This window comes from Sorangium sp. So ce185, assembly GCF_051526825.1.
Lineage (GTDB): Bacteria > Myxococcota_A > Polyangia > Polyangiales > Polyangiaceae > Sorangium > Sorangium cellulosum_D.
On record NZ_CP150316.1, the window covers coordinates 12779757 to 12802996 of the forward strand.

General features: G+C 74.6%; 18 protein-coding genes. 7 read left to right on the forward strand and 11 right to left on the reverse strand.

Annotation, left to right across the window (positions count from 1 at the left end; genetic code table 11):
* Nucleotides 1-391: 391 nt before the first annotated feature.
* Genes WMF26_RS47175 through WMF26_RS47185 form a run of 3 tightly spaced genes read right to left on the reverse strand, consistent with a single transcriptional unit; the run spans nt 392 to nt 4453 of the window.
* Nucleotides 392-1348 (reverse strand): ABC transporter ATP-binding protein, encoded by a 957-nt coding sequence (locus WMF26_RS47175; RefSeq protein WP_437998043.1) that lies wholly within the window; start codon nt 1346-1348, stop codon nt 392-394.
* A gap of 4 nt (nt 1349-1352) precedes the next feature.
* Nucleotides 1353-3959: a signal peptide peptidase SppA gene (sppA, locus tag WMF26_RS47180; RefSeq protein ID WP_437998044.1), complete on the reverse strand. Its 2607-nt coding sequence runs from the start codon at nt 3957-3959 to the stop codon at nt 1353-1355.
* On the reverse strand, nt 3956-4453 hold the full coding sequence (locus WMF26_RS47185; protein ID WP_061622903.1) for a DUF2505 domain-containing protein: 498 nt from the start codon (nt 4451-4453) through the stop codon (nt 3956-3958). The genes sppA and WMF26_RS47185 overlap by 4 nt, the downstream gene beginning before the upstream one ends.
* Before the next feature lie 730 nt (nt 4454-5183).
* Between WMF26_RS47185 and WMF26_RS47190 the strand changes: the two genes are divergently transcribed.
* Together WMF26_RS47190 and WMF26_RS47195 are read left to right on the forward strand one after the other, a co-directional pair.
* Nucleotides 5184-5660 carry a hypothetical protein gene (locus WMF26_RS47190; RefSeq protein WP_437998045.1) on the forward strand — a complete coding sequence of 159 codons (477 nt, stop codon included), beginning with the start codon at nt 5184-5186 and terminating at the stop codon, nt 5658-5660.
* A gap of 723 nt (nt 5661-6383) precedes the next feature.
* Nucleotides 6384-7595, forward strand: a complete 1212-nt coding sequence (locus WMF26_RS47195) for an outer membrane protein assembly factor BamB family protein (protein WP_437998046.1) — start codon at nt 6384-6386, stop codon at nt 7593-7595.
* 165 nt (nt 7596-7760) lie between these two features.
* On the opposite strand, the gene WMF26_RS47200 is transcribed toward WMF26_RS47195, so the two are convergent.
* The 3 genes from WMF26_RS47200 to WMF26_RS47210 form a co-directional block, all read right to left on the reverse strand.
* Nucleotides 7761-8117 carry a hypothetical protein gene (locus WMF26_RS47200; protein WP_437998047.1) on the reverse strand — a complete coding sequence of 119 codons (357 nt, stop codon included), beginning with the start codon at nt 8115-8117 and terminating at the stop codon, nt 7761-7763.
* Between the two features lie 121 nt (nt 8118-8238).
* Entirely contained in the window at nt 8239-10734 is a 2496-nt protein-coding gene (locus tag WMF26_RS47205) for a diguanylate cyclase (protein ID WP_437998048.1), read from the reverse strand.
* A gap of 152 nt (nt 10735-10886) precedes the next feature.
* The gene (locus tag WMF26_RS47210) at nt 10887-13472 is read right to left on the reverse strand and encodes a PAS domain S-box protein (RefSeq protein WP_437998049.1); all 2586 of its coding nucleotides are present in this window, start codon (nt 13470-13472) and stop codon (nt 10887-10889) included.
* A gap of 227 nt (nt 13473-13699) precedes the next feature.
* Here WMF26_RS47210 and WMF26_RS47215 point away from each other — a divergent pair, with 227 nt between their 5' ends.
* Complete coding sequence (locus WMF26_RS47215) at nt 13700-15283, forward strand: ATP-binding protein (protein WP_437998050.1); 1584 nt, start codon at nt 13700-13702, stop codon at nt 15281-15283.
* A 14-nt stretch (nt 15284-15297) separates the two neighbouring features.
* On the opposite strand, the gene WMF26_RS47220 is transcribed toward WMF26_RS47215, so the two are convergent.
* From WMF26_RS47220 to WMF26_RS47240, 5 genes are all read right to left on the reverse strand, one after another.
* Nucleotides 15298-16278 carry an alpha/beta hydrolase family protein gene (locus WMF26_RS47220; protein WP_437998051.1) on the reverse strand — a complete coding sequence of 327 codons (981 nt, stop codon included), beginning with the start codon at nt 16276-16278 and terminating at the stop codon, nt 15298-15300.
* A gap of 469 nt (nt 16279-16747) precedes the next feature.
* Entirely contained in the window at nt 16748-17332 is a 585-nt protein-coding gene (locus tag WMF26_RS47225; RefSeq protein ID WP_061626834.1) for a Uma2 family endonuclease, read from the reverse strand.
* Nucleotides 17333-17384: 52 nt separating this feature from the next.
* Nucleotides 17385-18128, reverse strand: coding sequence for a SirB1 family protein (locus WMF26_RS47230; RefSeq protein WP_437334540.1), 744 nt, complete (start codon nt 18126-18128; stop codon nt 17385-17387).
* 46 nt (nt 18129-18174) lie between these two features.
* Nucleotides 18175-18984, reverse strand: a complete 810-nt coding sequence (locus tag WMF26_RS47235) for a polysaccharide deacetylase family protein (protein WP_437998052.1) — start codon at nt 18982-18984, stop codon at nt 18175-18177.
* A gap of 3 nt (nt 18985-18987) precedes the next feature.
* Nucleotides 18988-19545, reverse strand: coding sequence for a hypothetical protein (locus tag WMF26_RS47240; protein ID WP_061626845.1), 558 nt, complete (start codon nt 19543-19545; stop codon nt 18988-18990).
* A 176-nt stretch (nt 19546-19721) separates the two neighbouring features.
* Between WMF26_RS47240 and WMF26_RS47245 the strand changes: the two genes are divergently transcribed.
* The 4 genes from WMF26_RS47245 (at nt 19722) to WMF26_RS47260 (ending at nt 23130) form a co-directional block, all read left to right on the forward strand.
* Nucleotides 19722-21197, forward strand: coding sequence for an MBOAT family O-acyltransferase (locus WMF26_RS47245; protein WP_061626837.1), 1476 nt, complete (start codon nt 19722-19724; stop codon nt 21195-21197).
* A gap of 112 nt (nt 21198-21309) precedes the next feature.
* The gene (locus WMF26_RS47250) at nt 21310-21642 is read left to right on the forward strand and encodes a hypothetical protein (RefSeq protein ID WP_437998053.1); all 333 of its coding nucleotides are present in this window, start codon (nt 21310-21312) and stop codon (nt 21640-21642) included.
* Between the two features lie 137 nt (nt 21643-21779).
* Nucleotides 21780-22370 (forward strand): hypothetical protein, encoded by a 591-nt coding sequence (locus WMF26_RS47255; RefSeq protein WP_437998054.1) that lies wholly within the window; start codon nt 21780-21782, stop codon nt 22368-22370.
* A 64-nt stretch (nt 22371-22434) separates the two neighbouring features.
* Nucleotides 22435-23130 carry a hypothetical protein gene (locus tag WMF26_RS47260; RefSeq protein WP_437998055.1) on the forward strand — a complete coding sequence of 232 codons (696 nt, stop codon included), beginning with the start codon at nt 22435-22437 and terminating at the stop codon, nt 23128-23130.
* The last annotated feature ends 110 nt before the right edge of the window (nt 23131-23240 follow it).

The following is a 23240-nucleotide window of genomic DNA, read 5'->3' on the forward strand; positions in this document are numbered from 1 at the left end:
CCCCTCCACGCTCCCGCGGATCGCGCTGCCACGGCCGGGAAACGCGATGGTCCCGCGGCGAGCCGCGTTCCGAGCCGTTCCCCTCGGCCATCGCCGCGAGCGCGGCCGTCCCGGAGCGCTCGGCGGCGCCGGCGCCGCCGGATCCCGCCTTTCTGACGGCTCCAGCGCCGTCTCGCCCCGGGACCGTCGCCCGCGGAGCGGCTGCTGCGCCGGCTCGCCCCGGGCTCGTCGCCCGCGGAGCGGCTGCTGGGCCGTCTCGCCCCGGGACCGTCGCCCGCGGAGCGGCTGCTGGGCCGTCTCGCCCCGGGACCGTCGCCCGCGGAGCGGCTCCAGCGCCGAGCGCGACACCCGCTGCTCGCCCTGCGCTCCGGCGGACGCTCGACCGGGACGCTCAGAAGAGGGGGGTGAGCTCGACGATCGCGGCGCGGCAGCGCGCGGCGGCCAGGACGACGTCGCGGGTGGTCGCGCCCTCGGGCAGCGCGGCCGAGAAGCGCGCCGGCCCTCCCCGCAGCGCGATGCCCCGGGCGGCGAGCTCCTCGCGGAGGAGCTCCGCGTTGCTGCGGACGGTGAGCGTGTAGAGGCGCCCGCCGGCGGCGACCTCCGCGAACGTGCCCGAGAAGGCGAGCTCGCCGCCGGCGAGCACGAGCACGTCGGTGGCGCCGCGGACCAGGACGCCCCGCGGGCCCTCGACGTCGAGGCGCGCCGCCGTGAGCAGCGCGGCGCGGCCCTCGGTGGCGCCCGCGAGCGCGGCGAGGACGAAGCCGGCCGCGCTGTCGTCGAGGCCGACGAGCGGATCCTCGGCGATCAGCACGGGCGGCGCCGTCGCGATCGCCTGGGCGAGGACGAGCGCGCGGCGCTCGGGCAGCGCGAGCGTCCGGAGCGCGCGCTTCTGGGCGGCCGCGAGGCCGACCCGGGCGAGGGCGGAGGGCACCAGCTCGGCGGCCGCGCGCGGCGAGGCCCCGGCGAGCCGCGCGCCCCAGGCGACGTAGGCGTCCACGGTCCACGCGAGCGGCAGCGGCGGATCGAGCGGCGCCGCCCCGCTCGCGGCCCGGTGCGCCGAGCGCGCGACGTCGCGGCCCGCGATCGCGAGCCGGCCGGCGACGACGCGCGCCTCGCCGGGCGCCGCGTCGAGCGCGTCGTCGGCCGCGGCGCCTGGCGACGCGAAGCGGACGGCCGACAGGGGGATGCCCGTGAGCGCCGCGAAGAGCGCGCCGGTGTCGCCGGCGCAGAGCACGCGGTCGCCGCGCGACGCCGCGGTGAGCGCGTCGATCGCGACCACGTCGTCGACGGCGATGCGCGCGGCGCGGGCGTCGAAGAGCGGCGGGCCCGCGGCCTCGGCGTCCCCCATGGGCTCAGCGCTCCTCGAACGACGGCGGCGCGGGCTCGTCCTCGCGCGCCGTCGCGGGGGCGCCGAACGAGATCTCGCCGGCGAACTCGCTGCGCGCGAGCGGCCTGTCGGCGCCGAACACGAGGAACGGCGTGAGGGCGCGCGCGGCGTCGAGCATGACGGGCGGGATGGTCGCCGTCGCGAGCTCGCCCTGGGCCTGCGCCGAGAGGCCGACGAGGCTGAGCGCGTAGCCGAGGAGCGACGTGTCCTCCTCGGGGAGCGACAGGACGGGCGCGTCGTCGGGCAGCTGGCCGAGCCGGCGCGCCTCGGCGAGCGCCTCCCGCAGCCCGCCGACGCGATCGACGAGCCGGCGCTCCAGGGCCTGCGCGCCGGTCCACACGCGCCCGCGCGCGATGGCGTCGACCTCGTCGGGCCGCATGCGCCGGCCCTCGGCGACGCGGGCGACGAACCGGTCGTAGAGCTGCTTGACCTTGACCCCGAGCTGCTCGCGCTCGTCGTCGGTGAACGGCCGGTAGATCGACTCGGCGTCGGCGCGCGGCGACGAGCGGTGCGTCTCGATGCTGACGCCGAGCTTCTGGAGCAGCCCGGTGACGTCGACCTTCCCGTAGAAGATGCCGATGGAGCCGGTGATGGTGGAGCGGTTCGCGAAGATCTGGCCGCCGGCGACGGACGCGTAGTAACCGCCGCTCGCGGCCTGCGAGCCCATCGAGACGATGAGCGGCTTCACGCGCGCCGTGAGGATCGCCTCGCGGAGGATGACGTCCGACGCGAGCGTCGAGCCGCCGCCGGTCTCCACGCGGAGCACGACGGCGCGGACGTTGTGGTCCTCGCGCGCGCGGCGCAGCGCCCCGGCGATCGTGTACGAGCCCGCGAGCTTGACTCCGAGGAGCGGGATCGACCGGCTCTCGCCGTCGATCATGTCGCCGTCGAGGTAGACGAGGGCGATCTTGGGCGAGTAGCCCCAGCGCTCCGGCGCCTCGTCGCCCGCGTCGTCGTCGACGACGCGGGAGGCGCGCCCCATCACCTCGTCGATGACGCGGCCGAGCTCGTCGTCGTAGGCGAGCAGGTCGACGAGGCCGCTCTGCCGCGCCTCCTGCGCGAGGAACGGGCCGCGCGCGAGCCGCCGCTTGAGCTCCTCGACGGGGATGCGGCGCCCGGCGCTCACCGCGTCGAGGAACGCGCCGCTCAGCTGATCGACCAGCGCCTGGTGGTCCTCCTTGCCGACCTGGGTGCTGCCCTCGCGGGCGAACTGCTCGGCGGCGAGCTTGTGCGGGCCGATGCGGACGAGGTCGGCCTGCACGCCGAGCTTCTTGAGCAGCCCGCCGAAGTAGAAGTAGCTCGACGAGATGCCGGAGAAGCGCAGCCCGCCCGCGGGGTTCATGGCGATCGCGTCGGCGTGCGAGCACACGTGGAGCGCGCGGCCGCCGGCGTCCTCGAGGTGGCAGAGGACCTTCTTGCCGTGGCTCCTGAGGTTGCGGATCGCGTCGGCGACCTCCTCGGCGTGGGCGAGCGAGCTGGCCGGCTCGGCGCGGAGCACGAGCGCGACCCCGGAGACCTCCGGGGCCTCGGCGAGGCGCCAGAGCTGCTGGAGGAGCCGCGTGTGCCTGCGGACGCCCGGGGTCGAGTCGAGGCGGACGCGGACGACGCGGGCCAGCCGCCGGACGCCCGGCTCCGAGAAGCTGCGGAGCGCGACGCTGGTGTAGAAGCCGGTGCCGCTCTTCGTGACGGCGTCCCCGAAGACGCCGCCGCCGGAGACCTGGAGCCCGCCGACGTTGACGTCGAGGCCGGCCATGGCGGCGACCTCGGGGCCGTCCTCGCTGGCGAGGTCGCGCAGCGTCACGTCGCCGCGGAGGGTGCCCACGTAGGGCACGCGCAGGCCGAGCGTCGCGCGCGGCGTGAAGGTGCCGCTCCGGTCGGGGTCGCTGTTCTCGACGTAGGCGGTCTCGAGCCCGATCTCGAGCGCGCGCCTGCCGCCCACGGGCCGCACCGCGACGCCGAAATCGTAGCTGCGCTCGAGGGCCTCGCCGAGGCGGTTCTCGGGGCGGTTCCAGTCGCGCGCGACGGCCGAGAGGGAGAGCCAGGTGAAGGGCCGGAGGGTGATGCCGCTCGTGAGGGAGAAGTACCCGTCGAGCGCCGGCGCGTCGGAGCTGCCCCAGCCGAGCGTGGTGCCGAACGCGAAGCCCGGGCCGGTGTCGAGCGCGAGCCCCCAGCGGAACCACCGCGAGGGGCTGTCGAACGGCGCCGGCGCGGCCCCGGGCGGGTCGAGGAAGTCGAAGCGCAGGCCGGTCGACACGAACCAGAGCGGCACGCCGAGCGCGAACGCGTGGCCGCGCGCGGGCAGCGGCGAGGCCGAGCCCGTGGAGACCCAGGTCCACCGGAGCTCCGTGCCTGGGAGGAAGGAGAGGTTCGCGGGGTTCACCGCGATGGCCGAGGTGTCGTCGCTGCTGGCGACGGGCTTGCCCGGGTCGGGGATCGGCTGCGCGGGGCCGTCGGTCGGCGCGGCGAGCGCGGTGGTCGCGCTGGCGAGCGCGCACAGGCCGAGGAGCGCGGCGGCGGGGCGGGCGAAGCGGGCGCGGCGGGCGGGGGTCTCGGGGCGGGGTAGGTCGTTCATGCGGTGACGAGCTCCCGGAGCGTATCCGCTTCGGCGTCGTACGTCCGCTGGACCTCGGCGAGGGCGAGGCGTTCGACGAGGGGGCCGAGCAGGCGCAGCCGGATCTGGATGTCGCCGTCGACGCGGCGGCGGGTGCGCCCCTGGGGCAGGCGCTCGAGCCGGTAGGTGCCTGCGGAGCGGAAGTAGCTGCGCCACTGCTCCTTCGGGCTGACCTGCCACGTGGAGGCGTGATCGGAGAGCCGGTAGGTCGAGCGCTCCTCCCAGGACATGGCGTCCTTGGCGACGGGGTAGTCCTTGAAGATCGGCAGCGGCGCGCTGGCCTGGAAGCGGAGGATGCGGAGGAGCTCGCCGTCGCGGAGCGCGTGCTCGACGGTGACGACGCTCTCGAGGGAGGCGACCTTGGTGGCCAGCCGCGGCCCGAGCTCCGGCGACAGCACGGCGAGCTCGACGGCGTCGAGGGGGGCGTCGAGCTCGTGACAGATGGTGAAGTGCACGCGGCCTTCTAACACGCCCTCTTCGAGGATCGGGTGGGGGAGGGAGAGGTGCGGTCGCGGGCGTGAGAGGATCGGGTGCCGGAGCGAGAGGATCGGGCGCGGGCGTGAGAGGATTGGGTCCCGCGGGCGGCGTTATGCTTCCGCGGTCAGGCCGCCGGCCACGAGCTTCGCGTCGAGCGCCTCGGCCTCGTCGCGGAGCCTGCGCTGCGCCGACGTGAGCTGCACGGCGCCGCGCGCCTTCTGCCAGGCCTTCTCGAGGGCGCCGAGGCGCGCCTTGGGTGAGGTGGCTTGGACGTGTTCTTGACGGTGCGTTTCAGGGGCATGGACTCCCTCCTGGTTGAGCGTAACGGGGGATGGTCGCTCATGGGGAGGAGCTGTCAACGGCGTTCAGCGCGGCCGGGCGCCCGAATGCTGCTGCGATGATGCTCGTGTGTAGCTTTCATGAAGAGGCGGCTGGGGCTCGGAGACGACGTCGGCGCCCATTCATTGCTTTCGCGAAAAGCGGATTGACGCGGCGCGTTCTGCCGTGGATGCCTGTGCGCCAACCAACGGACCTTGCGTCGGGGGATCTCGAATGCGACACGCGGGCTGGTCGTATCGTCTCGTGGCATTTTGTGCTGTGGTGCTCTTGCTCGGGATTCCTGAGAGTGCGATCCACCGACTTGATTCGGTGACGCCTAGGCGTGTCTACGATTGGAAGGATATAATCGATCCCTAGTGCGAGGTTTGTATGGGCGTTGAGGACTTCAAGGTTGCGATTGGGTCGTCTGTATCCCAAGATGATGCTGCTGGACTGCTGTTGCGGATTCCCGGAGCTTCACCGGTCGACAGCTTCAGCCCAAAGGCTCGGTGCGTACACGTGCGAGGCGAAGATTATGTTTTCGAAATCGAGATCCGTGCCACGGGTGGCGAGAGCCGCATAGAATTCAGCATAGCGATCTGTCATCCGATCTCTGGGCTCAAGAAGTTTACGGCATTGGTCTCGCAGATGATCGCAGTCCTGTGCGCCAAGTCTGTCTTGATCATGGAAGATCTACCGGAAGGAGTGGCCGGGGACTTCCCACCCGCACCACTAGAAGATTTTGCGGATGCTATGGCTCGTGGGCTCGCATTCAAGCGTGAGCTTTGGAGAGCTGACTTCGGCGTAGACGAGGCGGCCATCACCTCCCGGGAGGCATTGCGCCGCTTCGTCTTGCGGGAAACATGACTGAGCACGCGCCGCCCGGCTCCAGCTCCGGAAGGGTTGAAGGCGTTCCGGTTCGATCGTCGTACCCGCTGTCAAAGGTCATTGGCCCTCCGAGCCAGCCGCTATCTTCGCGTGTCCCGTCTCGGGATGAGACCCTCGCTTTTATCGAAAAAAAACTGAATCGAACCAATGTTGCTGCTTTCTCCCTCCGATGTGGCAGCCGCGCTCAGCGCCGATGTCGTCACCGCAGAGGAGGTCGATCCCGATGAGCCTGGGCTTGGTTGAACGTTCCTCCTCGCACGGATGGCGGACCTCAGGAAGGCCCTCAAGCAGTGCATTCCGAAGAAACGAAAGGTGTGGCATGAAGAGTTCGGCTCTGCGCCGGCTCGCGCTTCGTGCAGAGATGCCATCGAGAGGTTTGTGATCGGTACTTCTTGTCGGCCTCCGTGAGAGAGGAGAGCCCGCAAGAGGAACATCGAACGGCAACCATAAGGAGTGGAAGTACCACGGGAGCCCGCGGTAGGTCCTGAGCTGGGACGAGGACAACCGGCTGGTAAGCAAGGACCGTGGGGATCACGCCGAGGCGCAAGCCTGCGGGCCGGTCGCATCGCGCTCGCCGTGAACCGGCGCTCCGCGATGCCCGTGAGCGCCGAGCGCTGGGCAGCCGGTCGGCGTCCCCGCCGCCCCGACGCTTCCTTGCTCGGCCAGCCGGAGCCGCGCTACGACCGCCGCAGGACTCCTCGCATGCGACCCCCGCGCCCGCCCCGCGCCGCCGCCCGCGCGCTCCTCCTCGCGGCGGGCGCCGCGCTCGCGGCGCTCTCCGTCGCCTGCGGCGGCGGACAGACGCAGGGCGAGGCCTTCGACCCGCGCTGGAAGGACGACGGCGGCGCCGGGATCGCCGCCTTCCAGCGGCGGTTCGCCGGAAGACCCATCCCCCTCGGCGCCGACGTGGCCGTCGGCGTCGTGGCCGGCACAGGAGCGCGCCAGCTCGTCGGGGTGCCGCTCGGCGGCGGCCCCGCGTGGACCTTCGAGCACCCGCTCGACGCGCGGCCGGCCGTCGCGGGGAGCGTCGTCGTCGGGCTCGGCCAGGGCGAGCTGTTCGCGCTCGACGCGCGCACCGGCGAGCTGCTCTGGACGCGGAGGGCCGGCGGCAGGCTCCGCGGCGCGGGCGACGACGGCGAGACCACCGTGGTGTCGCTCGTGTCGACCACCGGCACCATGAGCGTCGTGCTGGCCATCGGCCACGACGGGATGGTGCAGCGCCAGATCGAGGACGACGCCGACATCGGCGTGCCCGCCGTCGTGGGGCGCTACGCGTTCCTGCCGTGGCAGGGGCGGTACGTCACGGTCTTCGACCTGCAGACGGGCCGCGAGGCGGCGCGGGCGCTGCTCCGCACCGAGGTGAGCCGCGCGTTCCTGCTCGGCGGCGCCGTCTTCTTCGGCGGCGGCTCGGCGGCGACGCGCTTCGACGCGGCCATCGGCCTCGGCGCGGCCGGGCGCGCGTCGACCGCGCGGCTGCCAACGCGCGAGCTGCCCGGGGCGCCGATCTGGATGAGCGACGGGACCGAGGTGCTCGCGCCCGTCGCCTCGGCCGAGGACAGGGCGCGCCTCTACGCCCGCCCCCGCGCCTCCGGGCCGCCCGGCATCGAGGCGGAGCGCTTCGTGGCGACGTACTACCGGGCCGCTGTCGGCATCAACGCGCGCACGGGCGCGCTCGCGTGGGCCCACGCAGGAGAGGCCGACTTCCTCGGCGGCGCGGCGTACACCGGCGGCTTCGCGCTGTGCGACGCGCGCGGCGGGATCACGTTCTTCGACGCGCAGGGCGGCGCCGTGACAGGGCGCGCGTCGCTCGACCGGCCGGTCCAGGCGTGCGTGGTGCACGCCGACGGGCTCACCGCCGCGGCGCTCGCCGCGCGGCGCCCAGGGCGCCCCGCGACCCCGGCCGGCCCCCCGTAAGCCGTCTCCGGGGGGCCTCTCGTGAGCAGTGGTCAAATTGGAACATGAAGGCGGGAAGAAAACCTTCATGATCTTCCCGCCTTCCCGCCTTCATGTGGACTCTCTCCGGGCACAGTCGACCACGACCCTCTCGTGGCCCGGCCGACCCTCCCGCGAAGCCCGCCCTCAGCGGGGCTTCTCGCCCTTGTCCTCCGGGTCGACCGCGATGCGGAACCCCGGGTCCTCCGGCGTGGGCCCCGTGGGCCGCGCCTCGGGCGCGCCGGCCTCCGCGCCGCCCTCCGGACGCTCCTCGCGCGGCGGCGCCGACGGCGACCCCTTGCTCAGCTCGGCGCCGATCCGGCCGACCACGTTGGTCGCCGCCCGCACGAGCTCGCGCCCGGCGTCGTCGATCGCCTTGCCGACGCTCGTGCGATCGAGGTCCTTGCGCAGGTCCACCGCCGTCTTGCGCGCCGCGCGCCAGAGCAGGCTCAGCCCCTGCTTGAGATCGTCCTTCGGGTCATCGCGATCCGGATCCGAGCTCATCGCGCCTCCTTGGCTTCGCCTCGCCGCGTCACGGTGGCTTATGTTCCCGCCGCGCGGGCGCCGCAAGCGGCGCCCGCCGCCACCCGCGCCGCTCGTCCCGCGCCGCGCGCGGCGCGCCGCCTCAGGCCGCGGTCTTCGGCTTGCTCGTCGGATCGACGTCCGGCGGGCGCCTCGGCTTGCTCCGGGGCTCGGCCTCGACGGCCGCCCTGGCCTGCGCCGGCGACAGCGAGGGCGCCGCGGCGCGCTTGCCGCCGGGCGGCGCGCCGTCGTGCCCCGCGGGCGCCGGGCCGCCGCTCGCCGCGGGCGGCCTGCGCTGCGGCGCGGGCGCCGCCGCCGCGGGCCTCGCCGACGCGGGCCGGGCCGCCGCGGGCGGCGCGGACCTCGACGGCGCGGGCGGCTCCGACGCGGGCCTCGCCGGCGCGGGCGGCTCCGACGCGGGCTTGGTCGGCGCGCTCGCCTCCAGCGCGGGCGGGTGGCCGCTGCCGGACCGCATCGACGGCGACCACGCCGTCGAGCGGTTCCGGCCCGACCGCTTCGAGACGTACAGCGACTCGTCCGCGGCCTTGAAGAGCTCCTCCCACGTGCTGCCCGCCTCGGGGTACGTGGCGATCCCGATCGAGCAGGTGACCTGGCACTGCACCGGGCCGTTGCTCCCGGCCGCGTGGAACGTCGTCCGGCCGAGCTCCTCGCGCACGCGCTCGGCCAGCAGCATCGCGCCGCGCGCGTCCGTCTCCTCGCAGATCACCACGAACTCCTCGCCGCCGAAGCGCGCGACCGCGTCGGTCGTGCGCTTGGCGCGCCGGAGCACGTCGCCGAGCCCCTTGATGATCACGTCGCCCACGTCGTGGCCGTACGTGTCGTTCACCTTCTTGAAGTGGTCGATGTCGGTCACGAGCACCGAGAGCCGCCGCGAGAACCGGCGCGCCGCCGTGATCTTCTGGTCGGCCACCTCGAGCATCGCCCGCTTGTTGAGCAGCCCGGTGAGCCCGTCCATGGTCGCGAGCTCCTCGAGGCGCCGCATCATCCGCGCGTTCGAGAGCGACACGGCCATGTGGCTCGCGAGGACCTCGAGCGTGCTGCGCACCGAGTCGGTGAAGGCCGCGCGCCGCCGCGAGCCGAGGACCAGCGTGCCGAGCGGCCGGTCGTGGACGACGAGCGGGAGCACGATGATCGACGGCATCGACGGCGGCGTGACGCGGCGGGTGAAGACGACCTGCCGCTTCTCGTCGTACTCGCCGCGGTACGGCAGCGGGTGGCGGTTCTGGAGCACCATCGAGACGAGCCCGGCGTTGTGGCGGAACCGCTGCCCGGTCAGCTCGGCGACCCCATCGCCGCTCACGGCGCGGATCTCGTGGACCTTCTGGGCCTCGTCGTAGAGCGTGACCGCCGCGAAATCGACCGACGTGATCTCGCGGGCGCTCGTGACCCCCGCCTCGATGACGCCCGGCTCGGTCGTGGCGGCGCCGAGCGCCTCGGCGGCGCGGTAGAGCTTGCCCTGCTCGACCTTGGCGCGCTCGAGCTGGACGAAGACGCGCTCGTTCTGGATCGCGCGCACGGCGTAGCGGCACGCCTCGTCGATGAGCTCGAGCTCCCGCGGCGAGAACGGCTGGTCCTCGACGCGATCGACGACGAGCACGCCGCGGAGCTGGCCGTGCTCGAACACCGGCAGCGCGCACACGGCGCGCACCGGCGAGGGCCCGACGTAGTAGGGGAGCTTGTAGCCGGGCTTGAGGCCGCCGATGACGACCGGCGCGCGCTGCGTGATCGCCGCGCCGAAGACGCCGTCGCCCGAGAGGAACGGCCCCTCGGAGAGGTTCGGGGCGTCGCTCGCGAGCTCGCTGATGCGCAGGTGCGTGCCGGCGTCGTTCTGCCAGAGGAGCATCGCGGTGTAGAGATCGAGCGACTCGCGCAGGAGGCGCAGCGCGAAGAGCACCGACTGGTGGATCTCCTCGACGCCGGAGCGGGCGAGCCGCTCGTCGTCGCCCTTCTGGGCGGCGCCGCGCGCCTGGGCCGGGGCGGAGAGCAGGCGGTAGCTGCGCGCGTCGTCGCGGAGCCGCTCGATCTCGGCCTTCAGCCGGGTGTTGGAGGCCTTCCGGACGCGGCTGATCTCGGCGCGGAGGATGGCCGCGTTCAGCACCGAGAAGACGGCCATGAAGCCGATGTGCGGCGCGGCGGCGCCCCACGCGATCGGCGCGCCGCGCTTGGCCATGGCCGAGCGGACGGCGAGCTCGAGGGCCGCGGCGGCGAGCGCGACGAGGAGCGACGCGCCGGGGCGGGCGAACGCGCTCACGAGGGCGATGACGACGTAGAGGGCGGCGTGGGCGTCGCCGTCGAGCGAGCCGTCGAGGCGGAGGACCGCGGCGAACGTCGCGACGACGAGGAGGGCGCCGACCTCGAGGTCGAGCAGCGCGCTCGCCTCGATGGCGGCCGCGCGCCGCCGCGCCCGCTGGACGAGCGCCGCGACCAGCACGATCAGCGCCACGGCGGCCGCGAGCTTCGGCAGGGGCTCGGCCGCGTCGAGGACGACGAGCCCCCCGAGGGCCAGCGCGCAGGCGAGCGGCGCCGCGTTGCGCGCGATACGGCGGGCGGTGAGCACGGCGAGCACCAGGTTGGCCATGGGCTCGCATGCCGCTACCAGAGGTCGATCCTCCGGGCCCAGTTCTCGGCTGCGCGCGACCGGCCGGTGAGGTGGGTGAGGATGCGACAAGCCGGGCGCCGCCTCGATGCGCCGCGGCTCGCGGCCGCGCGCGGCGAGGACGATCGCGCGTCCTACCTCGCGGCGGGCGCCGGCGGCGGGCCGCCCTCCGGCGGGGCGCCCGCCCCGCCGACGGCGCGCGGCAGCTCGACCGAGAAGGTCGCGCCGCGCCCCGGCGCGCTCTCCACCCGCACGGCGCCCCCGTGCTGCTCCACGATGAGCCGCACGATCCACAGGCCGAGGCCGAACCCGCCGTAGTGCATCACCGACGCCGCGCGCTGGAACCGCTCGAAGATGCGCGCCTGGTCGCCGGGCGCGATGCCGATGCCGCGGTCCTGCACGGCGAACCGGACATGCTCGGCGTCGGCCTCGACGCGCACGTCGATGGGCGCGCCGGCGCCGTATTTCACGGCGTTCGACAGGAGGTTCGTGATCACCTGCTCCATGCGGGCGCGATCCCAGCGCACGAGGACCTCCTCGCCCCCGAGCAGCCGGATCGACGAGCCCCGGCGCGGCCCCTCCTCGAACCGCTCGACGCTCTCGCGGAGCAGCGCGCCGAGGTCGAACTCCTCGACGTGGAGCGGCAGGCCCCGGGCCGAGATCCGGGAGACGTCGAGCAGCTCGTTCACGAGGTCGCTCAGCCGGAAGACGCTCCGGTGCATGGTCGAGAGCTTGGCGTCGAGCCGCGCCGCGTCCTGGGAGGCGTGACCGAGGCGGAGCGCCCGGCGCAGGCTCTCCACCTGGAGGAGGAGCGCCGTGAGCGGCGTCTTGAGCTCGTGCGACGCGATGGAGAGGAACTCGTCGCGCACCTCGACCGCCTCCTCGAGGCTCCGGAGGAGCCGCTCGCGATCCTGCTCCAGCCGGAGCCGCTCGGTCTCGTCGCGCGTGTTCATCACCGCGCCCGCGGGCGCGCCGTCCGCGCGGCGCAGCGGGGACGCGCTCGCGGAGAGCACGCGCGCCGAGCCGTCCGGCCGCTGGACCTGCCAGCAGACGCTCTCCACCTTCTCGCCGCGCAGGGCGCGGTGGAGCGGCGTCTCCGCCGCGGGCGCCGGGGCGCCGTCCGGCGGGGCGGCGCCCGTCGCGCGCGCCCACGCGTCGATCGTGAGCTCCGTGGCCGGCCCGAGCTGCCGCTCGGCCTCCGGGTTCATCAGGCGGACGACGCCGTGCTCGTCCACCATGACGATCCCGTCGCCGCTCTGCCCGATGATGCGCCGCAGGACCGCGTGCTCGGCGGCGCGCCTCGCCTCGCTCTCCCGGAGCGCGTCCTCGGCGCGCTTGCGCTCGATCCCGTGGGCCACCGTGACGGCGATCGTCCCGAGCGCGTCGAGCACCTGCTCGTGCAGGGGCCGCCGCGCGAACATCGCCATCACGCCGATGAGCCGATCCTCGACGAGCAAGGGGTAGCCGGCGAACGACACCATGCCCTCGCGCCGCGCCCAGCCCTTCTCGCTCACCTGGGGATCGCGGAGGACGTCGTTCGTGAGGTGCGGCCGGAGCTCCTTCGCGATGCGGCCGATCTTGTAGCTGCCCACGGGGATGCGGCTGTGGGGGCCGTCGAGGTGCGTGTACATCCCCGCGCTCGCGCGGAGGTCCAGGACCTGGGCGCGCTCGTCGAGCAGCCAGATGCGGGCGAACGCCGCGTCGAGGTGCCCCCGGATCGCCTCGGCGCAGCGCTGCAGGAGCTCGCGCATCGTCCCGGGGAGGGACAGCGCCGCGCTCACCTCGGCCCGGAGCGCGCCCATGAGCGCCTGCGCGGAGAGCAGCTGCTCGCTCCGCTTGCGCTCGGTGATGTCCACGAACGTGACGATGGCGCCGACGACCTCGCCCTGCCTGCGGACGGGGCGGGACCAGTACTCGACGGGGAAGCTGGTCCCGTCGGCGCGGTAGAGCAGCTCGCCGGCGAGGTGCGCGGCCTCCCCGGCCCGGACCGTGCGGCAGATCCGGCAGTCCGACTCGGGCAGCGGCGCGCCGCCCTCGCGCGTGTGGTGGACGAGCTGGTGCATGGCGCGGCCGACGAGCTCCGCCTCGTCGCGGTACCCGAGCAGCCGCACGCAGGCCCGGTTGGCGAACGTGCACCGGCACGCGCGATCGAGCCCGTAGATCCCTTGCTCGGTCGACTCGAGCAGCGCCTGCGCCCGCTCCTCGCTCTCGCGGAGCGCCTCCTCCGCGACCCTGGCCCGCGTGACGTCGACGGAGAGGCCGCGGGCGACGGGCCCCCCGCCGGCGGGGGCCACGCGGCGGGCGAGCTCGCTGCTCAGCCACACCGTGCGGCCGTCGGCGGCGAAGAAGCGGTGCTCGACGCGCTCGGTCGACCCCTCGGCGAGGACCTTGCGCGCCACGGCGAGCAGCCGCGACCGGTCCTCCGGGTGCTGGTGCCGCCAGAAGAGGCCGTCATCGGCCGCCCAGCGCTCGGCGGCGTGCCCGAACAGCTCCCTCGCCGGCGCGCGCACCGTCGACAGCTCGAGCGCCTCGCCGGAGACCTCCCAGATCAGCGCGTCCAGCGCGCCGAGGAGCGCCGGCGCCCACGCGCCCTCGGCCGGCGTGTCCCGCTCGCCCTCGGCCGGCGCGTCCCGCTCGTCCTCGGCGCGCGTCGGGCCCTGTCGGCCTGAGCCCGGTGCGCTCCTCGTCTGGCCCTGCGCGTCGCTCGCCGGACAGCCCACATGTCAGGCTAGCATGGCTGCCGCAGCGCGCCGGTGGGTCTCCGGCTCTCGAGCCTGCGCGGCTCGGCTCCCCTCGGCGCACGGCCGATCCTCCGCCGGGGCTTCGGCGCGGCGGGCGGCGATCGGCGGCCCAGCTCCCTCGATCCGCGCCGCGCCGGCTCGCCTGGCGGCGCGCGGGCGGCGGATCCGCCGCCTGCCCCGTGCGATCGGGGGCGACCTGGGCGAGGATGGCGCCGAAGGGGCAGGGACACGCCGTGCGGCTCGGGATCCGGCTTCAGCTCTTGTTCGCGCTCGGCGCGCTGCTCGTGCTGGCGTTCGTGCCGCTCTTCTTTGCCGTCGCGAACCTCACGCGGGCCACGATGGTCGGCGCGCGCGCGTCGAGCGCCCGCGCGATCGGCCGCGCGATCGCCGGGCACGTCGCCGCGGCGCGGGCGAGCCGGTCGGCGCCGCAGCTCTCGCCGCTGCTCGAGGCGCAGCTCGGGCCCGACGGCGCGTCGGCGATCGGCGTCTACGACGCGGCGGGCGCGCTCGTCGACCGCGCCGGGGAGCCGGACGCGGCGGCGGCGCTGCCGGCCTCGGTGGAGGCGGGCGCGGAGGTGCTGAGGACCGTGCGCACCGCGCGGGGCGGCGCGGTCCTGGTCGTCGTCCCGGAGCACGCGCGCGAGCCGGCGCCGCGCGCGGACGCGGAGTCCGACGCGGAGCCCGACGCGGACGCGGAGCCCGACGCGGCGCCCGCGCGGCCGCCGCAGGTCGGCTCCGTGGCCGTGCTGGTGCCGACGGACCCGTCGACGGTGCCGGCCGCGCCGCTCGTCCGGATCGTGGCGCTCTACACGGGGATCGTGGCGCTGGCGCTGCTCGTATTCGCGTACATCGCGATGACGCGCCTCGTGGTGCGCCCGGTCGACGCGCTGTCGGAGGCCGCCCGCCGCGTGGCCGGCGGGGCGCGCGACCTCGAGGCGCCGCGCGCCGGCGCGCGGGAGCTCGCGGAGCTCGGGGCGAGCCTCGCGCACATGACGGCCCGCCTCCGGGCCGACGAGGAGTCGCTGCGGGCGAAGATCGCCGAGGTCGAGCGCTACGCGGCGGACCTGAAGAGCGCGCAGGAGCGGCTGGTCCGCTCCGAGCGGCTCGCGTCCGTGGGGCGGCTCGCGGCGGGGCTCGCGCACGAGATCGGCAACCCCATCGCGGCGATCCTCGGCTTCCAGGAGCTCCTGCTCGCCGGGGGGCTCACGCCCGACGAGGAGCGCGAGTTCCTCGAGCGGATGAAGCGCGAGACCGAGCGCATCCACAAGATCTTGCGCGACCTGCTCGACTTCGCGCGGCCGGCGGCGCGCGGCGCGGGCGACGCCGGGGAGGAGCCCTCCGGCTCGGTCGCCGAGGCGCTCGAGGACGTCGTCTCGCTGGTCTCGCCGCAGAAGGCGTTCCGCGCGGTCGAGCTCGTGCGGGACGTCGCGCCCGACGTGCCGCCCGTCCAGCTGTCGCACGGCCGCCTGGTGCAGGTGCTGCTGAACCTCCTCCTGAACGCGGCCGACGCGGTGCCGCGCGCCGGCGGGCGCGTCTGGGTGCGCGCGTCGCGGGCCGCGGGCGGGGGCGCGCGGATCGAGGTCGAGGACAACGGGCCGGGGATCGCCGAGGCGGTCCGCGAGACGCTGTTCGAGCCGTTCATCACGACGAAGGAGGTCGGCGAGGGGACGGGGCTCGGGCTCGCGGTGTGCCGCGGGCTCGTCGAGGCGGCGGGCGGCGCGATCGGGGTCGAGGCCGGGGCCGAGGGCGGGGCGCGGTTCGTGGTGCAGCTGCCGGGCGCCGCGGGGTGAGGGCTTCGCGCGCGCTACGCGCCGAGCCGCGCCATCGCGTCGACGGCGGCGCGCCGGAGCGCCTCGGCCTGGTAGACGACCGCGCCGGCGTGCCCGGTGTCGAGCCACCGGAGCTCGCTCGACCTCCAGTGCGCGTGGAGCGCCTCGACCTGCTCGGCGAACACGTACCCGTCGCGGCGCCCGCCGACGAGGACGGTCGCGTCGAGCCGCCGCGGCGCCGGGTGGCGGTCGAGGTCGGCGGCGCCGAAGAGGGCGCCGAGCCGCGCCCGCGCCGCCGCGGGCCCGCCCAGCGCCTCGAACTCGACGCTGACGGACAGCATCCCCTCGGTGAACACCGGCACGGCGCTGCGGCCCGCGCCGAAGACCGCGACCGCGAGCGGGCGCGCCGTCGCCGCCGCGGCGAGCGCCGCCGACGTCCCGCCCATGCTGAAGCCGACGACGCCGATGCGCTCGTATCCCTCGCGGGCGAGGTGCTCGACGAGCGCGCGCGTCTCCTCGACGGTGGAGAGGTTCATCAGGAGGTGCTCGGCCACGGTGCGGATCGCGGTGGCGCGCTGCCCGGCGGGCCGGCGGAGGCCGTACATCGCGTTCTCGAGGAGGATGACCTCGATGCCCTCGCGGGCGGCGAGCGGCCGGAAGAGCCGCGTCCGCGCGGCGAAGCCCTCGTCGCCGGAGGCCGCCAGCGCGACGTAGACCGGCCGGCGGCGCCCCCGCTCGGGCGCCCTGGGCGCGATGCGGCGCACGAAGGCCGTGCCCGCGCAGGGCGGCAGGCCCGGGAGCGCGGCGGCGAAGGAGCCGTCGGTCACGTCGACGGGTCCGTCCGGCCGCGGCCGCCCCCAGACGACCGCCGCGGCGCGCGAGGGCTCCGAGAACCGCGCGATGGTCGGGACCCGCTCGAGGACGCCCTCGTCGCCCCAGCCGGCCGCGAACAGCCGGCGGCGGCGGGACAGGACGGCGTGGGCGTGGTCGAGCCAGTGAACGGATCGCGCGCGCACCGCCGCCCTCACGCTCCTCCGTCGAGCACCACGCCCCGGGCCTGGAAGCGCATCACCTCTTTCCCGTCCTGGTTCAATCGTATCCCTCTTCAATCGTATCCATGACCGCAAGTGCAGCATCGAAGGCTCGCTCGGCGATGTCAGCTGGGAGCGCCTCGACGAGGAGCGGGCCTCCCGGATCGCCGTCTACCATGCTGGCAGCGTCGATGATGAGGAGAAAGCCCTCTCCGCCCTGCGCGCCTGGGGGTTGCAGCAGATGATCCAGCCGCGCGCCACCCTCGTGCCATTGATTGAAGCTTCGACGTGAGGGCTGTCGTTGCTAGAGCACCGATCACGTCGATCGACCGAGAATGCACCGCCAAGGACGCCAAGAAAAGAACAAGACCTTGGCGCCTTGGCGGCTTGAATTTCTGCTCTTTCGAGCGGCTTCAACCCGTCTGTCGCTCGAGACCTCGCCGGCGGGAGGCCGCTACTCCTCGACGGCACCCGGAAGCCACCACGAGGCGACCGCGAGCTCTCCGTGGAACGGAGGCAGCACGACGCGCTCGTCGTCCTGCGCCGTCGCCGTGAGCGCCGGCCTTCCGCCGACCGTCTCGAACACCTCGACCAGCCGGCGCATCGGGTCCACGATCCAGCTCCAGCCAACGCCGGCGCGCGCGTAGAGCGGCAGCTTCACCGCCACGTCGTCGCGGGCGGTCCCCGGCGACAGGACCTCGCAGCACCAGTCGGGAAGGATCGTCAGCGGGTTCTCGTCCGGCAGCTCGGGGACCCGCTCGACGCGGAATCCACACAGGTCCGGCACGACGAGCCGACCGCCAGGGAAGCGGATCTCGGTCTCGGGCTCGATCCACCAGCCGGCCCCACCGACGTTCGCGTCGAACGGGACGAGGCCGTGCAGGCAGAGCCTGGCCGCGCGGCGGTGGCGCTTCCCGGGCCTCGACATCGTGCGGAGGACGCCGGGCTCCAGGATCTCGCCCGTCAGGTGCTCGGGCAGGGCGCGGATGCGCTGGTAGAGCTCCTCGAAGGTCAGGGGGGCCGCGGCAGGTTGACCCATGCCAGCGAGGGTATCCGATCGCGCGCAGCGCGCGAGCGGCGATCGGGCGATGTCAGTTCAGCCCGCGCCCCAGCGGCGGCCACGGACGCTCCCCGCCGAGCTGGTCGAGCTCCTTGCGCAGCTCGTCGGTCGGCGCGAGCACCTGCATCCGCTCGAGCACGCTGCGCAGCCGCGCCGCGTCCGAGCGGCTCGTGTAGATCGAGCGCAGGTTGTTCAGCATGCGCACGAGGATCTGCCGCTTCTGCGCCGGCACGAGGAGCCGCGGGTCCGGATCGCGCGTGGCGCCGGTCGCGCGGGTGTGCAGCGCGCGCAGGTCGTCCCGGCCGAGCAGCCGGCCCTCGAACGGATCGATGAGCAGCACGCCGCCGCGGACCGGCGTCCTCACCAGGAAGTGCCCCGGGAACGACACGCCCTGCGCCTCCAGGCCGGCGCGCTGGCACACCTCGAGGAGCACGACCGCCAGCGTGATGGGGATGCCCGTCCGGCGATCCAGGACCTCGTGCAGGTAGCTGTTCTTCGGGTCGTAGTAGTCGCCCGCGTTCCCGTGGAACCCGAGGTCGCCGTAGAACCAGCGGAGCAGCTGCTCGATCGGGCCGCTGCCGGGCGTCGCCTCCGGGGCGCGCAGGGGGCGCTCGATCGCCCGGCGCGCCTCGCCGCCGAGCTGGTCGAGCATGCGGAGGTAGTGCGGGATGTCGAGGCCCGGGTACGCGGCGTCGTCGATGAGGAGCGCCGCCTCGGCGAGGTCGAGCTCGTCCTCCGGCCTCGCCGCGATATGCGCAAAGAGCGTCAGACTCACCGGCGCAGCCATCGGACGGAGCGTAGCGCCACCTGCGAGAAATGGTCTAGACCAGGGCGTCGTCCCGGCCGCCTTCGTCGAGCCACGCGTCGACGCGGACCCCGACCAGGTTGCGCTGGCCCATCGCCGCGAGGATCCGCGGGAGCGCCGCGACCCCCGCGGGCGCGTGGTCGTCGCGCTCGGCCGCGTCGTGCAGCAGCACGATGGCCCCGTCGCGGAGCCCCGGGATGACCCGGGCCGCCACCCGCTCGGGGCTCGCCCCGGCGAGCCCGTCGAACCCCCGCGCCGACCAGCCGATTACGTCGAGGTCGAGCGCGTCGACCGCCCGGGCGATGCGCGGGCTCGTGTGGCCGATCGGCGGCCTGAACAGCGTCGGGCGGGCGCCGGTGATCCGCTCGAGCACGTCGAGGCCCCGCCGGAGATCGCGCTCGACGGCGCGGGCCGAGCGCAGCGAGAACAGCCGGTCGTGCGCGTGGCTGTGCAGCGCGACGGCGTGGCCTCGCGCCGCGATCTCGCGGACGAGCTCCGGGTGGGCCTCGGCCTTGCGGCCGATGACGAAGAACGTCGCCTTCGCGCCCGCCTTGTCGAGGAGATCGAGGACCCGCGGCGTGTGCTCCGGGCTGGGCCCGTCGTCGAACGTCAGCGCGACGCCCCGCGCGCCGGGCGGGCCGCGCTTCACCACGTCCACGAACATGCCGAGCCCGAGGAAGAAGACCCCGCACAGGACGAGCGCGAGGTACCCGACGATCGCCGCGCCGGCGACCGCGAAGGGCACCGGCGCGACGAGCAAGGATCGCGCGACCAGCGCGAGCGCGCCGAGCGATGCCGCGTAGAGGAGCGCCCGCGCGACCGGCACGGCCTACTTCTTCGCGCGCTTCTTCTCGGGCTCGACCTCGAGATCGTCGTCGAGCTCGTCCGCCGCCGCGGACGCCGCGATGCGCTTGTTGCCCCCGGCCGCGGCCTTCACCGCCGGCTTCGCGCCCGGCTTCTCCTCGTCCGAGGGGTCGTTGTCGGCCTCGTAGAAGCCGCCGAGCAGGGCGGCGATCGCCGCGAGCGACGTGATCGCGAGGCCGCCGAACGTCCCGCCGCTCCCCGCGGCCTCGCCGAGCGACAGGTTCGCGCCGCCGAGCTCGCCGAGCGGCGCCGGCACCTCCATGGTCAGCCAGCGCCGCGCGGCGTACATCAGGCCCGCGCCGAGCAGCGCGCCCACGAAGGCCTTCATCCCCGCCTCGATCTTCGCGTCCTTGGCCCAGATGGGCTTGCCGGCGACGAGCCCCACGAGGACCCCGGCGAGCGCCGCGGCCAGGTAGGCGACGATCGCGATGGGCGCCGCGTAGCCGAGCTTCGCCAGCCCGAACCCGAGCAAGCCCCCCACGATGAGCCCCTTCACAATCCCGAGGATCAGGCGACCCAGCATCTGCTCCATCCTTGGCACGACGAGGGGCGCCGTTCAACATGGCGCCGCGCTGCCACCAGCCGCGCCGCGCGGCGCGCGCCGTGGTAGACGGCGCCCACCGCCCGGGTAGCCCGCGCGTTCGGCCCTGCCGGCCGTCGCCCCCCTCGCCGCAAGCCTGACCCGGGCTCCGACCGGCCGTGCTCTTCAACACCCTCCGCTACGCCGAGTTCTTCGCCGCCGTCTTCGTCGGATCGTGGGCGCTCGTGCGGTTCGCCGGCATCCGCGCGCGCGTCGTGTTCCTGCTCCTCGTGAGCTACGGGTTCTACGCGGCCTGGGACTGGCGCTACCTGCCGCTCATCTTCGCCTCGTCCACGGTCGACTTCCTGCTCGCCCGCGCGATCGCCCGCGAGACGAGGCCCCGGGCGCGGCGCGCGATGCTCATCGCCACCGTGGCGCTGAACCTCGGGTTCCTCGGCTTCTTCAAGTACTGGAACTTCGCCCTCGAGAACGCGGCCGCGCTGCGCGCGTTGCTCACGGGCGAGCCGGCGAGCGTCGGGCACGCGTTCCGCGTGCTCCTGCCGCCGGTGGGCATCTCGTTCTTCACCTTCGAGTCGATGAGCTACGTCATCGACGTCTACCGGGGCGAGCTCCCGCCCCACCGGAGCTACCTCCGCTACCTGCTCTTCGTCGCCTTCTTCCCGCACCTCGTCGCCGGCCCCATCGTGCGCCCGCGCGACCTGCTCCCGCAGTTCGAGCGCGCCCCGAGCCTCACCCGCGAGGAGGGCGGCGAGGGGCTGTTCCTCGTCGCGATCGGCCTCGTGAAGAAGGTCGTCCTCTCGGATCAGCTCGCGCTCAACCTCGTCGACCGCGTCTTCGAGCGCCCGGAGAACTACTCGGCGCTGGAGGTCCTCGCGGGCGTCTACGGCTACGCCGCGCAGATCTACTGCGACTTCTCCGGCTACACCGACATCGCGATCGGCTCGGCGCTGCTGCTCGGCGTGCGGTTCCCGAAGAACTTCGACGCGCCGTACAAGGCGCAGAACCTCGCCGACTTCTGGCGCCGCTGGCACATCTCGCTCTCCACGTGGCTGCGCGACTACCTGTACATCCCGCTCGGCGGCAACCGCGGCTCGGAGCTCGCGACGTACCGCAACCTGATGATCACGATGCTGCTCGGCGGCCTCTGGCACGGGGCGTCGTGGAACTTCGTCTTCTGGGGCTTCCTCCACGGCCTCGGCCTCGCCGTGACGCGCGCCTTCCAGCGCGCCGTGAAGCGCCGGCGCTCGGGGGCGGAGGGCGAGGGCGCGGGGAGGGCCGCGCGCTCATCCCTGGCCGGCTTCCCGATCCGCGCGCTGTGCGTGCTGCTGACGTTCCACTACGTCTGCCTCGCGTGGATCTTCTTCCGCGTGCCGACCTTCTCGCAGGCCGTGCTCATCCTGCGGCAGATCGGCACGCTGACGACGTTCCACCCGAACCTGCCGCCGGTGCTCGTCGGGCTCCTCGCGGTCGCGCTCCTGTCCCACTACGTGCCCGAGCGCCTCTACGAGCGCGCCCGCGGCGCCTTCATCGCGGCGCCGGCGCCGCTCCAGGGCGCGCTGCTGTTCCTGGTCGCGGTCTCGCTGCACGAGGCGGCGAGCGCGGCCGCGGTGCCGTTCGTGTACTTCCAGTTCTGAGCCGGGCGCCGGGCAGGCGGGAGGGCTCGACCACGGAGCCCGGGCGCCGGGATGGCCGCGCCGCCGTTCATTTCTGGGGATCTCAGGAGGATCGGTGCATTACGCTCGTGCCGTGCGCCCGTCCCGTGCCGCCACCCTCGTCCCCTTCGCCGCCCTCCTGGCCGGCGCGCTCTCGCCCGCGTGCAGCGTGGCCAACGTGCCGTCGAACGCGATGCCGATGGTCCGGGCGCGCGCCACCTCCGACCTCGACTGTCCCGACAAGGACGTCCGCGTCGAGGAGCAGCTCGGCGGCCAGTTCAAGGCCGTCGGCTGCGGCCGCAAGGCGTACTACCGGGCCGCGTGCGAGGCGCTCCGCTGCGTGGTGAGCGGCGAGGGCGAGGCGGCCGTCCCCTGGAGAGACCGGCCCGAGCCCATGGACGTCGACCGGGGCCGGGGCCTGCAGTAGGCCGCGCCGCGGCGGCCGATCCTGGGTTTTCCGGGCTTTTTGGGGGGCACGTGGGCCCGGGTTCGAGGTAGCCTGCCGCGTCTCGACCATCCGCCCAGGGGTTCGGCCATGGCCTTCATCACCACCGAGAGCTGCACGTGACGGACAGGGCGCCGGCCGACATCGACGGTCCGGAGCCGGCCGCCGCCGGACGGCCCGAGCCGGCGGAAGACAGCGGGCCCGAGCCGGCCGCCGCCGACCGGCCTGCGTCCGCCGGGCCGGACGCGACCTCCCCGTCGCGCGAGCCGGCCGGCGCCGAGCCGCGGCGCCGGACGAAGAAGCGCGCCAAGCGGCGCGACGAGAAGGAGGCGCCGCCCCCCGGCGACGCCGCGCCGGGGCGCCCTCGCCATCCCGAGATCGAGCGCCTCGAGCAGGCGTTCGAGCGCGGCGACTATGCGCTGATCCGGGCAGGCGCGAGGCGGCTCTTGGCGGACGAGATCGAGCGCAGTAAGCCCGGCCGCGAGCCTCCGGAGGAGGACCACCCCTATCGAGCCCGCGACGAGGGGAAGTCCGCGAAGGACCTGGCCGAGCAGCACGAGCGCGAGCGCGACGAGATCCGCCGCGCCGCGCGGGCGCTGCTGCGCCGGGTCGAGCCCGACCCGCTCGCCGTCGCCCTGCTCGTCGCGGCCGCGGCGCTGCTCGCGTTCCTGTCGCTCTGGTACTGGTCCCACAGCCACGGTTCCCCGTGACGACGCCGCCCGTGACGACGCCGCCTGTGACGACGCCGCCCGTGACGACCGACGAGGCAGCGCGGTGAGCCCCGCGAGCGAGCGCACCGCCGGCCGCGCTCGCGCGCCGCGGCTCGCCGCGCTCGCGCTCGCGCTGCTCGGCTGCGGGGGCGCGCCCGGCCCGGCCCGGCCTGCGGCGTGGAACGCGGCGCCCGACGGGCAGCAGGGCGCCTCCTCGGGCACGCGGGCCGAGCGCTACTTCCCGCTCGTCGACGGGCACATCTACCACTACGCGACCACGAGCGAGCGCGGCGAGCAGGGCCTCCTCGTCGCGCGCGTGCACCGCGCGGACGAGCGCCGCGGCGAGCTCCGGTTCCCCTCCGGGGTGAAGCGCTTCGCGTTCACCCCCGAGGGCGTGATCCGCAGCGATACGGGCGTCTTCGTGCTCAAGGAGCCGATCGCGCCCGGCACGACGTGGACCGGCGAGCACGGCGGCCGCGCCCGCATCTCCGCGGTCGACGCCGCGATCGAGGTGCCCGCGGGCCGGTTCACGGGGTGCGTGCAGACGGTCGAGGAGCGCCTCGGCGACAGGCCGGCGCGCTTCGTGTCGACGTTCTGCCCGGACGTCGGCGTGGTGGCGATCGAGGCGGCGAGCGGCGCGAGCTACGAGCGGGCCGAGCTCAAGAGCTACGCGCCGCCCGTCGACGTGGGCCCCGACGGCCTGCGGCGCGCGCCGGCCGTCGATGTCGGCCCGCCGCCTGGCGCGCCAGGCGTGCCGTAGCGCGCCGCGGGTGGAAAACGCGCCGTAGCGCGGTGAGCGCGCGGCGCCGCCCGCCGGTGGAAGGCGCGGCGGGCCCGTGAAACCGCCCTCCGGACCGGGCGCGCTTTCCG

Bases quoted from the DNA above. Each gene is read 5' to 3' on its own strand.
- WMF26_RS47190 (WP_437998045.1), top strand. From the start codon at position 5,184: ATGGGCGTTGAGGACTTCAAGGTTGCGATTGGGTCGTCTGTATCCCAA.
- WMF26_RS47200 (WP_437998047.1), bottom strand. From the start codon at position 8,117: ATGAGCTCGGATCCGGATCGCGATGACCCGAAGGACGATCTCAAGCAG.
- WMF26_RS47215 (WP_437998050.1), top strand. From the start codon at position 13,700: ATGGCGCCGAAGGGGCAGGGACACGCCGTGCGGCTCGGGATCCGGCTT.
- sppA (WP_437998044.1), bottom strand. From the start codon at position 3,959: ATGAACGACCTACCCCGCCCCGAGACCCCCGCCCGCCGCGCCCGCTTC.
- WMF26_RS47205 (WP_437998048.1), bottom strand. From the start codon at position 10,734: ATGGCCAACCTGGTGCTCGCCGTGCTCACCGCCCGCCGTATCGCGCGC.
- WMF26_RS47195 (WP_437998046.1), top strand. From the start codon at position 6,384: ATGCGACCCCCGCGCCCGCCCCGCGCCGCCGCCCGCGCGCTCCTCCTC.
- WMF26_RS47240 (WP_061626845.1), bottom strand. From the start codon at position 19,545: ATGCTGGGTCGCCTGATCCTCGGGATTGTGAAGGGGCTCATCGTGGGG.
- WMF26_RS47225 (WP_061626834.1), bottom strand. From the start codon at position 17,332: ATGGGTCAACCTGCCGCGGCCCCCCTGACCTTCGAGGAGCTCTACCAG.
- WMF26_RS47175 (WP_437998043.1), bottom strand. From the start codon at position 1,348: ATGGGGGACGCCGAGGCCGCGGGCCCGCCGCTCTTCGACGCCCGCGCC.